The 13,034-nt window shown below is 70.3% G+C and carries 9 protein-coding genes and 1 pseudogene; 3 read left to right on the plus strand and 7 right to left on the minus strand.

All coding sequences use genetic code 11. The features are described from left to right. Nucleotides 1-62: 62 nt before the first annotated feature. Nucleotides 63-824: a DeoR/GlpR family DNA-binding transcription regulator gene (locus WH07_RS06165; RefSeq protein ID WP_046496283.1), complete on the minus strand. Its 762-nt coding sequence runs from the start codon at nucleotides 822-824 to the stop codon at nucleotides 63-65. A gap of 146 nt (nucleotides 825-970) precedes the next feature. Further along, nucleotides 971-2,554 (minus strand): MFS transporter, encoded by a 1,584-nt coding sequence (locus tag WH07_RS06170; protein ID WP_046496285.1) that lies wholly within the window; start codon nucleotides 2,552-2,554, stop codon nucleotides 971-973. Nucleotides 2,555-2,737: 183 nt separating this feature from the next. On the opposite strand from WH07_RS06170, the pseudogene WH07_RS06175 reads away from it, so the two are divergent. Beyond that, nucleotides 2,738-3,694, plus strand: a pseudogene (locus tag WH07_RS06175) (helix-turn-helix transcriptional regulator); the annotation flags it as partial. Between the two features lie 372 nt (nucleotides 3,695-4,066). On the opposite strand, the gene WH07_RS06180 reads toward WH07_RS06175, so the two are convergent. Together WH07_RS06180 and WH07_RS06185 are read right to left on the minus strand one after the other, a co-directional pair. Then, nucleotides 4,067-5,062 (minus strand): sigma-70 family RNA polymerase sigma factor, encoded by a 996-nt coding sequence (locus WH07_RS06180; protein WP_046496287.1) that lies wholly within the window; start codon nucleotides 5,060-5,062, stop codon nucleotides 4,067-4,069. Nucleotides 5,063-5,492: 430 nt separating this feature from the next. Next, entirely contained in the window at nucleotides 5,493-6,275 is a 783-nt protein-coding gene (locus WH07_RS06185) for a dioxygenase family protein (protein WP_046496289.1), read from the minus strand. 294 nt (nucleotides 6,276-6,569) lie between these two features. Between WH07_RS06185 and WH07_RS06190 the strand changes: the two genes are divergently transcribed. Further along, nucleotides 6,570-7,103 carry a MarR family winged helix-turn-helix transcriptional regulator gene (locus tag WH07_RS06190; protein ID WP_408645808.1) on the plus strand — a complete coding sequence of 178 codons (534 nt, stop codon included), beginning with the start codon at nucleotides 6,570-6,572 and terminating at the stop codon, nucleotides 7,101-7,103. Between the two features lie 164 nt (nucleotides 7,104-7,267). Here WH07_RS06190 and WH07_RS06195 read toward each other — a convergent pair whose 3' ends face one another. Both WH07_RS06195 and WH07_RS06200 read right to left on the minus strand, forming a co-directional pair. Beyond that, entirely contained in the window at nucleotides 7,268-8,854 is a 1,587-nt protein-coding gene (locus tag WH07_RS06195) for an MFS transporter (protein WP_079022989.1), read from the minus strand. A 469-nt stretch (nucleotides 8,855-9,323) separates the two neighbouring features. Further along, nucleotides 9,324-9,983: a TetR/AcrR family transcriptional regulator gene (locus WH07_RS06200; protein ID WP_046496293.1), complete on the minus strand. Its 660-nt coding sequence runs from the start codon at nucleotides 9,981-9,983 to the stop codon at nucleotides 9,324-9,326. A gap of 284 nt (nucleotides 9,984-10,267) precedes the next feature. On the opposite strand from WH07_RS06200, the gene WH07_RS06205 reads away from it, so the two are divergent. Beyond that, nucleotides 10,268-11,683, plus strand: a complete 1,416-nt coding sequence (locus WH07_RS06205; protein ID WP_079022990.1) for a M6 family metalloprotease domain-containing protein — start codon at nucleotides 10,268-10,270, stop codon at nucleotides 11,681-11,683. Between the two features lie 50 nt (nucleotides 11,684-11,733). Here the strand turns inward: WH07_RS06205 and WH07_RS06210 are convergent. After that, the coding region (locus tag WH07_RS06210; protein WP_046496295.1) for a class I adenylate-forming enzyme family protein at nucleotides 11,734-13,034 on the minus strand (1,301 nt) is incomplete at its 5' end.

Raw genomic sequence — 13,034 nt, forward strand, 5'->3', positions numbered from 1 at the left:
CCACACACCCCGGCCACCACGTGCGCCCCACGCACCCCACCCTCCTCGGACACCCCAGCCCCCTACACGCTCAGGACTTCGGTGCCCGCGGCCTCGATCGCCGCAGTGTCCGGAGCGCCGAGTCCGCTGTCGGTGATGAGCAGATCGACATCGGCGAGGGTGCCGAAGCGCGCGAAGTGCTCCTGGCCGTGCTTGGCGGAGTCGGCGAGCAGCACCACCCGCCGGGCGGCGCCGACGAGCGCGCGCTTGACGGCCGCCTCGGCGAGGTCGGGGGTGGTGAGCCCGCTGTCGGGCGAGAAGCCGTTGGTGCCGAGGAAGACGACATCGGCGCGGATCTCCCCGTACGCCCGCAGGGCCCAGGCGTCGACGGCCGCGCGGGTACGGTGCCGGACCCGGCCGCCGACGAGGTGGAGGTCGATGCCCGGATGGTCGGCGAGGCGGGCGGCGACGGGCAGCGCGTGGGTGACGACGGTAAGTCCGCAGTCCAGCGGAAGGGCCGCCGCGAGCCGGGCCACGGTCGAGCCCGCGTCGAGGATCACACTGCCGTCCCGCGGCAGTTCGGCGAGCGCCGCGTGGGCGATACGGTCCTTCTCGTCGGCCGCTGTGGACTCGCGCTCGGCGAGGTCGGGTTCGAAGTCGAGCCGCCCGGCCGGGATGGCGCCGCCGTGCACCCGTCGTACCAGTCCGGCGCGGTCGAGGGCCTTGAGATCACGCCGTACGGTCTCGGCGGTGACCTGGAACTCCTCGGCGAGCGCGAGGACATCGACCCGCCCGACCTCGCGGGCCAGGCGCAGGATCTCCTGCTGGCGCTCCGGTGCGTACATATGACTTTACGTCCGTTCCATGCCCGAACCTGTGGTTTTGGCGACACGCTACGCCCGGATTTCCAGAAAGTAAACAGATCCGGGCATGGTACGGACACACTCAGACAGCGTGCGCGCGACTCAAACCGCGCGCACCGCTCCCACCCTCACAAGGCAGACCCCACGCCCTCCGCCTTGCCCGGAGCCTCCGCCGCGCCCGGAGCCTCCGCTGCCCCCGCGCCCTCTATGCCTTCCGCGCCCGCCGCCGCCTCCGCACGCTCCCGCGCCCGGGCCGGCAGCGCGAACATCACCGCGAAGATGACGGCGAGCACCGCCACCACCCACCACAGCGCGTGCTGGAACCCGTCCGCGAAGGCAGCACCCGGCCCCCCGGGGCCGCCGGCCGCGATCCGCTCGTCGACCACCGCGAAGAACACCACCGACACCAGACCGAGCCCCAGCGCATTGCCCATCTGCTGCGTGGTGTTGATCAGTCCGGACGCCGAACCCGAGTGCTCGCGCGGCACCCCCGACAGCACCGCGTCCGTCAGCGGCGCCACGATCAGTCCCATGCCGAGGCCCATCACGGTCAGCGGCAGGGCCATCTGCCAGGAGTGGATCTCCAGCCCGTACCGCCCGGCCTCCCAGATGTAGAGCAGAAGCCCCGCGATCATCGTCAGCGCCCCGGCCTGAAGTACGGCGCGTCCGAAGCGCGGCACCAGCTTCTGTACGGAGAGTCCCGCCGCCACCGACACCGCGATCGAGAACGGCACACCGGTCAGCCCGGCCCGCAGCGGACTCCAGCCGAGCCCGATCTGCATATAGAGCGTCCAGACCAGGAAGAAGATGCCCAGGGCGACGCCGAAGGTGAGCTGTACGGCGATGCCCGCGGCAAAGCTCTTCACCTTGAACAGCGACAGTTCGACCAGCGGCGAACCGTCCTTGCGCGTCTTCCGCCTCTCGTACGCCACAAGCCCCGCCATCACGACCAGACTGGCGGCCATGCACAGATATCCCCACAGCGGCCAGCCCAGCTCACGCCCTCGTGTGAGCGGATAGATCAGCATCAGCAGGGCGGTGGTCACCAGCACCACACCGACCAGGTCCAGCTTGAGAGCCTTCGGGGCCCTGGACTCGGTGATGAACCTCCGGCCGAGCAGCACACCCGCGATCCCCACCGGCAGATTGATCAGGAAGATCGGCCGCCATGCCAGGCCGAAGAGATCCCACTGGGTGAGCAGCGCGCCGAGCAGCGGGCCCGAGACCGCTCCGAGGCCGACGATCGCGCCGAACATCCCGAACACCTTGCCGCGTTCCTCCGCGGGAAAGGTGACATGGATGATCGCCAGCACCTGCGGCACCATCATCGCGGCCATCGCGCCCTGAAGCAGCCGGGAGCCGACCAGCATCTCCGGGCTCACGGCGAAACCACAGAGCGCGGAGGCGATCGTAAAGCCGGTGATTCCTATCAGGAACAGGCGTTTGCGGCCATGGATATCGCCGAGCCGACCGCCCGTGATCAGTCCGGCGGCAAAGGCCAGCGCGTATCCCGCGGTGATCCACTGGATCGCCCCGAACGAGGCCCCCAGGTCACGCTCCATGCTCGGGATCGCGATATTGACGATGGTGACATCGACCAGGTCCATGAACGCCGCGGTCATCACGACGGCCAGCGCCAGCCAGCGCCGCCGGTCGACGGACCCGACAACCCCGGACCCGTGCGCGGGCGCGGACCCGTCGGCCCCACCCATGTCAGTCCCGGCAGCAGGCCCTGCGTCAGCCCCGGCGGGCCCAGCGGCCCCGACAACCCCGGCCGCCCCGGCAGCCGTATCTCTTACAGCCGTATCCACTACGGCGGGCGAAGAACTCATGTCCCGCACGCTAGAAGTCATCTAGGCCGGTTCATGTCCTAGATAACCCGCACCATGGATCCCATGACCGATACCCCCGCTCGGCTCCTCACCCTGCTCTCCCTCCTCCAGACCCCCCGCGAGTGGCCGGGCAGCGAGCTGGCCGAGCGTCTCGGCGTCAGCCCGCGCACCATCCGCCGCGACATCGACCGGCTGCGCGACCTCGGCTACCCCGTCGAGGCCACCAAGGGCGCCGTCGGCGGCTACCGCCTGGTCGCCGGTACGGCCATGCCCCCGCTGCTCCTCGACGACGAGGAGGCCGTCGCCATCGCCGTCGGGCTGCGGGCCGGCGCGGGCCATGCGATCGAGGGCGTCGACGAGGCTTCCGTACGCGCCCTCGCCAAGCTGGAGCAGGTGCTGCCGTCCCGGCTGCGTCATCGGGTCTCCACCCTCCAGGCCGCGACGATCCCGCTCACCCGGGGCGACGGCGCGACCGTCGACCCCCGCACGCTGACCGTGATCGCCGCCGCCGTCACGGGCCACGAGAGGCTGCGCTTCGGCTACCGCTCCGGGGACGGTACGGAGACAAAGCGGCAGGTCGAGCCGTACCGCCTCGTCTCCACCGACCGGCGCTGGTATCTGGTGGCGTACGACCTGGGGCGCGAGGACTGGCGTACGTTCCGGGTCGACCGGGTCGACGAGCCCTTCGCCACCGGCGCCCGGTTCAGCCCTCGGGAGGTGCCGACCGGGGACGCGAGGGCGTTTCTGAGCCGGTCGATCTATCGCAGGCAACCGCTGACGGAGGTGGATGTGAGCTTCGCGGCACCCGTGGAGGCCGTACGGGCACGGCTCCCCGCCTATCTCGGCACACCCGAGCCGACCGGCCCGGACTCCTGCCGGCTGCGCACGACGACCAGCGACTCCCCGGAGTGGCTGGCACTGCGACTCGCGCTGGTCGACTGCGAGTTCACCGTGCGTCAGCCGGCGCGTCTGACGGATCATCTCCGGGAGCTGGGCGCCCGCCTCATCCGCGCCACCGGCCAGGGGAAAACCACCGACCGAGAAGAGACCACGGGCCGAGAGAACACCACCGGTCGAGAGAAGACCACCGGCCAGGGAGAGACCGCCGTTCGAGAGAAGGCCACCGGCCAGGGGGAGACCACCGCTCGGGAAAAGGCCACCGGCCAGGAAGAGACCGCTGGCCACGACAAGACCACTGGTCAGGAAACGGCCACCGGTCGCCACAAGACCAGGGACCCGGAGAAGAGGTGAGCCCCGGCACCTGGGGGGGGTTGGTGCCGGGGCTCGTCTATGGGGCCGCTGAATCGGCCGGTGCGTACGAAGAGACAGTACGAGTAAGGCCGACCCTACGGCTACTGGACGGCGACGTCACGCCGCCGCGTCGAAAAGTCCTCACGCAGCCGCGTCAAAACCTGTATCACGTGCCATCCGCTTCAGCTCCAGCAGAGCGTGCTTCTCGATCTGCCGGATCCGCTCACGCGTCAGACCGTGCTGCTTGCCGACCTCCGTCAGCGTACGCTCCCGCCCGTCCTCGATGCCGTACCGCATCTTGATGATCGAGGCCGTGCGCTGGTCGAGCTTGCCTATCAGGTCCTCCAGCTCCTCACTGCGCAGCAGCGTCAGCACCGACTGCTCGGGCGACACGGCGGAGGTGTCCTCCAGCAGATCGCCGAACTGGGTGTCGCCGTCGTCGTCCACCGACATGTTCAGACTGACCGGGTCACGGGCCCAGTCCAGCACATCGTTGATCCGCGCCGGGTTCGTGCCCAGCTCGGCGGCGACTTCCTCGGGCTCGGGATCCCGTCCGTTCTCCCGGTTGAACTCCCGCTGCACACGGCGGATCCTGCCCAGCTCCTCCACAAGATGGACCGGCAGCCGGATCGTGCGCGACTGGTCCGCTATGGAGCGGGTGATCGCCTGGCGGATCCACCAGGTGGCGTACGTGGAGAACTTGAAGCCCTTCGCGTAGTCGAACTTCTCGACCGCGCGCACCAGGCCCGCGTTCCCCTCCTGGATCAGGTCCAGCAGCGGCAGACCACTGCGCGGATAGCGGCGCGCCACGGCCACCACCAGGCGGAGGTTCGACCGTATGAAGATGTCCTTCGCGCGCTCGCCCGCGGCGGCCAGCGCCTCCAGCTCATCGCGCGAAGCACCACCCGCCTCGCTCTCCACCTCTCCGTCGAGGATCTGCCGGGCGTAGACTCCGGCCTCGATGGTCTGGGACAGCTCGACTTCCTTTGCGGCGTCGAGCAGCGGCGTACGCGCGATCTCGTCGAGGTACATGCCGACCAGGTCGCGGTCGGCGATCTCCCCGCCTCCAGCGCGAACACTGCTTGCCGCGTTCGCCCCGCCGGCGGCGGTACGACGGGCGACGGCACGGGTTGCCATGCGAGCTCCCTTACTGAACTGAGTAGGTCGCGACACCCTCACGGGTGCCCTGCATCCGAAGGAAACAACGACTGGAATCCGGACAGAATTCCCATGGCGTACATCTGTTTTCTGATCATGCAGTACCCTGTGCCGCCGACCGGGGTGGACAGAAGCCCCAGAGGGGGACAGAACCGCAGGTCAGGGCCGGGATGACGACCTTCCCGGGCACCCTTTCGCCGCATCGTCCGCCTCCCCCGAAGTAACCTCGCTCTCATCTTCAAGACGGCCCCTGCTCGGCAATGGTTGCTCGGGCGGCGTCCGGCCGCGCACGGCCGCCGGACGCCGGGGCTCCGGACGCCGGGACATATGACCGCCTCGCGCCGCCCGGCCCCGGCGGCAGCCCCGCGACCTCAGCCGAAGCCCGCGACCCCAGCCGGATCCCCGCAGCTCAGCCGAACTGCACGGAGCGCTTCGCCAGCCCCATCCAGAACCCGTCGATGACGCTCCTGCCGCCGTCCAGCTCGCCCTCCGAGGCGCCGAGGGTCACGAACAGCGGGGCGAAGTGTTCCGTGCGGGGATGGGCGTACCGTCCCGCCGGGGCCTTGTTCTCGAAGTCGAGCAGGGCGTCGACGTCCCCGGCCAGCAGCGCCCGCGTCCCCCAGTCGTCGAACTCCGCCGACCAGCCCGGCACCCCTCCTCCCGCGTGCCGCAGCGCCGCCAGATTGTGGGTGAAGAAGCCGCTGCCGACGATCAGCACCCCCTCGTCCCGCAGCGGCGCCAGCCTGCGCCCGGTCTCCAGCAGCTTCCGGGGGTCGAGCGTGGGCATGGAGACCTGGAGTACGGGGATGTCGGCGGCCGGGAACATCTCCACCAGCGGCACATACGCCCCGTGGTCGAGCCCGCGGTCCGGCGAATCGACGACGGGCGTACCGGGCACGCGCAGCAATTTCCGTACGGAGTCCGCGAGTTCGGGCGCGCCGGGGGCGGCGTACCGTACCTGGTAGTAGTGCTCGGGGAAGCCCCAGAAGTCGTAGACCAAGGGGACCGTCTCGATGGCGCCGAGCGCGAGCGGGGCCTCTTCCCAGTGCGCGGAGACCACCAGGATCGCCTTCGGGCGCGGCAGGGCAGCGGACCAGGCGGCCAGTTCGGCCGGCCAGACCGGATCATCGGCGAGCGGCGGGGCGCCATGGGAGAGATAGATGGCGGGCATGCGCTCCGCGACGGCGTTCATGGCGACTCCCCGGGGTTGTCGGCTGCGGCTCAGGCTCGCGCTGGGGTTCGGGCGCGGACTGCCCGTCGAGCCACCGGGCCGCCGGGCACCGCCATCGGGTAACGGCCGGCGTACCACCCCACCAGCCGCCGGACAATCGACTACCGGGCCACTGGGCCACCAGCCCGCCAGGCCACCGACCGTCAGGGCACCGACTGTCGGGCCACCGACCATCGGGGCAATCCGCTTGAAGCCTCAAGCACTCATTTCATACAACCCTATCCAGCTCTAGTTTAACTTTCAAGAATGAGTACAGTGGATTACATGACCACGGCATCCACCGGCAACGACGCCGGTACCGGCGGGGAGCCGCGCTGGCTCAGCGACGAGGAACAGCGCGTCTGGCAGGCCTATCTCCAGGCGACGACGCTGCTGGAGGACCATCTCGACCGCCAGTTGCAGCGCGACGCGGGGATGCCGCACATCTATTACGCGCTGCTCGTGCATCTCGCGCGGGCGCCCCGGCGCCGGATGCGGATGACTCAGCTCGCCAAGGACGCCAAGATCACCCGATCGCGGCTCTCGCACGCGATCGCCAGGCTGGAGCAGCACGGCTGGGTCCAGCGCGAGGACTGCGCCTCCGACAAGCGCGGGCAGAACGCCTTCCTCACCGAACTGGGCAACGAGGTGCTGAAGCAGTCCGCGCCGGGGCATGTCGCCGCCGTACGTCAGGCGATCTTCGACCGGCTCAGCCCCGAGCAGGTGAAGCACCTCGGAGAGATCATGCAGGTGATGGCCGAGGGGCTGCAGCCGGAGGGTACGGGAGCGGATCTGCCCTGGCGCCGCTGAGCAGCGGGAACACCAGGGCAGATCGTCCGTTCTTCGTCAGCGCGTCGCGATCAGCACGGTCAGCGCGTCGCGATCAGCGCATCGCGATCAGCACGGTCAGCACGTCACGGCCAGCACATCGCGATCAACGCTCGCGTTCAGCGCGTTCAGCGCGTTCAGCGCGTTCAGTGCATCGCGATCGGCATCTTCGTCGCGTCCTCCAGGCCCTCCGCGCCCTCGCCTCCCGAGGCCGCCGGCGAGCCGCCGGGACGCCCGGTGTTGATGGCGGTCACCGCGATCACGGCGGCGACCGCCAGGATCCCGACCGCCCACCAGATGGCGCTGGAGTAGCCCTCGACCATGCCCCGCAGCTCCAGGAGCTGAGGGTTGCCGCCGGCCGTGGCGTGCGAGGTGATGTACGAGGTCGTCGCCGAGGCCGCGATCGTGTTCAGCAGCGCCGTACCGATCGCGCCGCCCACCTGCTGCGACGTGTTCACCATCGCCGAGGCCACGCCCGCGTCCCGCGGCTCGATGCCGTAGGTGGCGAGCGACATGGCCGGCATGAACGCCGTACCCATGCCCAGACCCAGCAGAAGCTGCGCGGGCAGGATCAGACCGGCGTACGACGAACCGATTTCGAGCTGCGTCAGCAGCAGCATGCCGAGCGCCGCGACCAGGAAGCCGGGGCCCATCAGCAGGCGCGGCGCCACGCGGGTCATCAGCCGCGCGCCGATCTGCGTCGATCCGGTGATCATGCCCGCGATCATCGGCAGGAAGGCGAAGCCGGTCTCCATCGCCGAGTAGCCCTTGACGACCTGGAGGTAGTACGTCAGGAAGAGGAACAGGCCGAACATCGCGATGATCGCGAGGCCCAGCGAGGAGTAGACACCGCCGCGGTTGCGGTCGGCCACCACACGCAGGGGCAGCAGCGGGTGCGCGACCCTCGACTCGACGACGACGAACGCCAGCAGGAGCACGACGGAGGCGACGAAGAGCGAGATGGTCGTGGCGTCGGACCAGCCGTCGGACTCGGCGCGGGTGAAGCCGTACACCAGGGAGACCAGGCCCAGCGTGGAGAGCACGACACCGGCGAGGTCCAGCGGGTTGCGGTTGCGGCCGCCCTCCGGCTCGCGGATCACGAAGTACGCGCCGAGCGCGGCGACGATCGCGAACGGGATGTTGACGAAGAAGGTCCAGCGCCAGTCCAGATACTCGGTGAGGACACCGCCGAGGATCAGACCGACGGCGCCACCGCCACCCGCGATCGCGCCGTAGATACCGAACGCCTTCGCCCGTTCCTTGGCGTCGGTGAACAGCACCGCGAGCAGCGAGAGCGCGGCGGGCGCGAGCAGCGCGCCGAAGACGCCCTGGAGCGCGCGGGCACCGAACAGCATCGCCTCACCGTTGGCCGCGCCGCCGATCGCGGACGCGGTGGCGAAGCCGAGCAGACCGATGACGAAGACGCGCTTACGTCCCCACAGGTCGGCGAGGCGCCCGCCGAAGAGCAGCAGCCCTCCGAAGGCGAGGGCGTAGGCGGTGATGACCCACTGCTTGTTGCCGTCCGATATGCCCAGGTCCCGCTGGGCGGAGGGCAACGCGATGTTCACGATGGTCGCGTCGAGCACGACCATGAGCTGCGCGAGGGCGATGAAGGTCAGGGCCTTCCAGCGGGTGGGCTCGGCATGCGGTGCCGAGGTGTGCCGCGCGGCCGGGGCCGTGGCCGGCTGTTGTTCGGATCCGGCCGGTTCGGCCGAGGACGCTGATTTTGACATGGAGATATCCACCTAAGGGTGCAGAAAGGCGAAAAGGTCGGCAAGTACAGGCGACGCTGCCCGACTTACGAGGTCATGGAGTCACCGGGATCACCAGGTGACCGGATGGTGTACGGGAAGAACCGAGGGCCACACGGGGACGGGTTCCGGTTCCGGCGGGAACGGATTCCGTACGGGCCGACGGAGCGACGGCACGGTGGAACGTCGGCACGACGACGGTTGCGCGGCAGCCGCGCCCCCGGTCGACCGGGGCGATCCATACAGTCCGTACGGTCCGTACAGCCCGTCCGGGACGAGCGGTCCACCCTGGGATCGGGCAGTCCGCGTGGTCCGTACGAACGGTCCCTACGGCCCGCACGGCCCGTGTGGTCCGCGTGGTCCGTACGAGATGCGCAGCCCCCCGGTCCCGGTTCCTGCGCTCGGCCGCCGGGCTGGGATTCCGGGGCCGGAATTCATGGTTCAGGGCGCGTCACGGAGCGGCGCGGCGCAGATCCTCCAGGGTCGCGGCCGAGCCGGGCAGTTCGGACCGGACAGGCGCCTCCAGGCCGTCGAGGAAGAGCTGGAGATGCCGGTGGGCGAACCGGTCCATGGTCAGGCAGCCGGTGCCGGGCAGTGGGCGGGTGAGCTGGGACAGCGCGACCATCAGATCGCCGACGGCGACATCCGTACGCAGCCGTCCCGCTTTCCGCGCCCGCTCCATCAGCCCTTCGACGGCCTCTTCGAGGCGCTCACGTCCGGCGTACAGATCGGGATGGTCACTGTCGAACGCGTTCGACAGCAGGGGGCAGAGCGCCCCGATCCGCTCGTCCGCCGCGATGTGCACGAATCGGCGCAGCGCGTGGAACGGGTCGGACTCCTCGGTGGCGATCCTCTCCGCGTGGTCCGTGGCACGGGCCATCACGAAGAGCACGACGTCGTGGATGAGGGCGTTGCGGTCGGGGAAGTGGCGGTAGAGCGTGGCATTGCCGATTCCGGCGCGGCGGGCGATCTCGTCGAGCGGGGCCTCGGGCCCGTACTCCACGAACAGCTCGCGTGCCGCGACGACGATCCGCTCCCGGTTGCGCAGAGCGTCCGCGCGCGGCCGTGTCGTACGGCGCGCTTCGGGTGCGGCGGCGGTGACGGCGGTCACGTCTTGCCCTTCCCTCGGTTTTCGGTCCGTCCCCGCTTCGGCGAATCGGGGATCGGAAGTGTTCAGCCGGACGTAGATGCAAACGGGGAAGCGGTCCCCGGTTATTTCAGGGAAGCCATGTGACCTGAGTCACAAGCTCCGGGTATGCGCGCCGACACGCCTCGACACGCCGAAAGTACCCACGATCGGCCGCACCCAGCGCGCGCCGACACGCCGAACGGCGGAGGGTGATCGAACGGAGGGCAGTCAGGACGGCCGACTGCCGCGGACCCGAAGGCGACCGCATGAAGCAGACGCGTCGGATACGCAGAACCGGCGGCAGTGCCGGAGACACGGGCCACGGCAGTACGAGTGGCGACACCCAGACCCACGAAAGCCGCCAGGCCCGCCGGACCCGCCGGACCCGCGAGAAACGTCGCGGATCCCGGAGACGCCGCGGACACCGCGCAGGCGCCCATCGGCTCGGCACCCTCGCCGGCCTCACCGCCCTCACCCTCGCCGTCCTCACCACCGCCAGCGACACGCTCCCCGGCCCCACCCGTGCCTCCGCGGGCTCCCTGGCCGCGGGCAGGGACGCCTCCCTGGCCCCCTGCCGTATCGCCGCCAACACGACCGTACAGATGTCGGAAGGGCTGCCCACGCCGCCCGGCTACTCCCCCTCCACCGGCACGGTGCGCGCGCTCAACCTCATGATCGACTTCCCGGACGCGCAGGGCCCGGGCAAGGCGCTCGACCGGCTCGCCGAGTTCTTCCCGAAAACCTCGCAGTGGTTCAGAACCAGCTCGTACGGACGGCTCGACTACAAGGCCGAAGCTCCGCTGACGGACTGGCTGCGGATGCCGCTGTCGTTCGCGGCGTACGGGATAGAGCGCGGCGCGCCGTACGAACCGGGCTACCGGCGGCTCGTCGAGGACATAGTGGCAGCCGCCGACGCCCAGGTGGACTTCGCGGCGTACGACCTGGTCAACGTCCTGGTCACGCCCAATGCCGGGCCCTCGGCGCTGGACACCGTGCTGTCCGTCACCTTCTCCGGCAACCCGGACGCGCCCGAGGCCGACGGCACGCCCCTCGCCAACACGTCCTTCGTGTACAGCCGCCAGGACGACGGTTCGGGCTCGTACGCGGAGACCGGCTACCGCGTGCTGCCGCACGAGAACGGCCATGTCTTCGGCCTCCCCGACCTCTACACCATGGACGGCGGCAGCTCGGTCGGGCACTGGGACATCATGTCCGAGGACTGGGGCGCCAACAACGATCTGCTGGGCTGGCACAAGTGGAAGCTCGGCTGGCTCGACGACGAGCAGATCCGCTGCGCGTCGATGTCCGGGGTCAGTGAGCATCTGCTGGAACCGCTGGCCAGGACGGGCGGCCCGAAGGTGACCTTCGTACCGGTCTCCAAGGAGTCCGGTTACGCGGTGGAGGTACGGACCCGGGCGGGCAACGACGAGGCGGTCTGCGAGCCCGGCGTACTGATCTACCGCGTCGACTCCGCGGTCGACACCGGGCACGGCCCGATAGCGGTCTCGGACAGCCGCCGGAACAGCGGCGGCTGCACACGGCGGCCCAATGTGCACGCGGAGCTGTCGGACGCGCTGTACAAGCCGGGCGACACCTTCGTGGACGCCGACCACGACATCCGGATCACGGTGATGTCGAAGGAGCCGGGCGGCAACTTCCGGGTGCGGGTGTCACGGCCGTGAGCGGTACGAGTCGCCTCAGCCATACGAGTCGCGCTTCAGCCGTACGAGCCTCACGCCCCTGAAGCGGACCCCGGACCCGATCCCGAACGGGACCCCGAAGCGGACCCCGAACCCGGACCGGACCCCGAAGCGGACCTCGAACCGGACCCCGAAGCGGACCCCGAAGCGGACCCCGAACGGGGCCCCGAGGCGGACCCCGAACCGGAAAAACCGGCTTTGAGGACCTCGGTACGCAGCTCGCGCTTGAGGAGCTTGCCGGACGCGTTGCGGGGCAGCGGATCCTCCCGTACGAGCACATGGGCCGGGACCTTGAAGGCCGCCAGCCGGGCGGCGACATGCGCCCGCAGCTTCTCGACAGCGGTCGCGGCACCGGGCCGGACCCGTACCAGCGCCGCGACCTCCTCGCCCAGCTCCGGGTGCGGGACCCCGAGCACGGCGGCGTCGAGGACGTCGGGATGGTCGTGCAGTACGCCCTCGACCTCCACGCAGGACACGTTCTCGCCGCCCCTGACGATCAGGTCCTTGATCCGGTCCACGACCGTGACCCGTCCGTCGCGCACCGTCGCGAGATCGCCGGTCCTGAACCAGCCGTCCGGGGTGAAGGCCTCCGCGGTCGCGGCCTCGTCACGCCAGTAGCCCCGTACGAGCGACTGCCCGCGCAGCCACAGCTCGCCGCTCCGCCCGTCCGGTACGGGCTCGCCCCGCGGCCCGGCGATCCGTACCTCGGTGGCGGGCGTCGGCCGGCCCGCGGTGCCCGGGAAGCGCCGGTACTCGTCGCCGAAGGCGGCCAGTACTCCGCCGCATGTCTCCGTCAGGCCGTAGCCGTTGCGGGGCTCGACGCGCTCGCCGCAGCGGGCGGTGAGGCGGGTGAGCAGCGCGGGCGGCGGGGCGGCGCCGCCGGTGCTGAGGAGGGTGAGCGTCTCCAGCGGGTCGTCGCCGTCGTTCGTGGTGGCCGCCGCGTCCAGAAGCTGGAGCGCGGTGGTGGGGACCCCGGCGAACTGCGTCACCCTGTGCTCGCGGATCAGCCCCAGGGCCTCCCGCGCGTCCCATTTGCGCATCAGGACGAGCGTGCCGCCGGCCGCCATCGCCGAGTAGAGGCAGGTGAACGCGGCGACATGGAAGAAGGGGTACGTCATGAGCGTGACCGGCGCGGGCCCCTGACCGGGGATCCGCCCGCGCGCGAGGGCGGAGGCGGCGGCTTGGAAGCGCGGGTTCATGGCCGCGCCGGCCTGCGCGAGCTGGGTGGCGACGGCGCCCTTGGGACGGCCGGTCGTGCCCGAGGTGTAGATGATGGTGGCGTCGTCCTCGGCCCGTACCTCGACGTCGGGCGGGGCGGCGGCGGGATCGGGGG

The sequence above is a fragment of the Streptomyces odonnellii genome (genome assembly GCF_000981895.1).
GTDB classification, from domain to species: domain Bacteria; phylum Actinomycetota; class Actinomycetes; order Streptomycetales; family Streptomycetaceae; genus Streptomyces; species Streptomyces odonnellii.

Excerpts from the sequence above, each read along its gene's own strand:
- WH07_RS06165 (WP_046496283.1), bottom strand. The coding sequence starts at position 824 with ATGTACGCACCGGAGCGCCAGCAGGAGATCCTGCGCCTGGCCCGCGAG.
- WH07_RS06170 (WP_046496285.1), bottom strand. The coding sequence starts at position 2,554 with ATGGGTGGGGCCGACGGGTCCGCGCCCGCGCACGGGTCCGGGGTTGTC.
- WH07_RS06180 (WP_046496287.1), bottom strand. The coding sequence starts at position 5,062 with ATGGCAACCCGTGCCGTCGCCCGTCGTACCGCCGCCGGCGGGGCGAAC.
- WH07_RS06185 (WP_046496289.1), bottom strand. The coding sequence starts at position 6,275 with ATGAACGCCGTCGCGGAGCGCATGCCCGCCATCTATCTCTCCCATGGC.
- WH07_RS06195 (WP_079022989.1), bottom strand. The coding sequence starts at position 8,854 with ATGTCAAAATCAGCGTCCTCGGCCGAACCGGCCGGATCCGAACAACAG.
- WH07_RS06205 (WP_079022990.1), top strand. The coding sequence starts at position 10,268 with ATGAAGCAGACGCGTCGGATACGCAGAACCGGCGGCAGTGCCGGAGAC.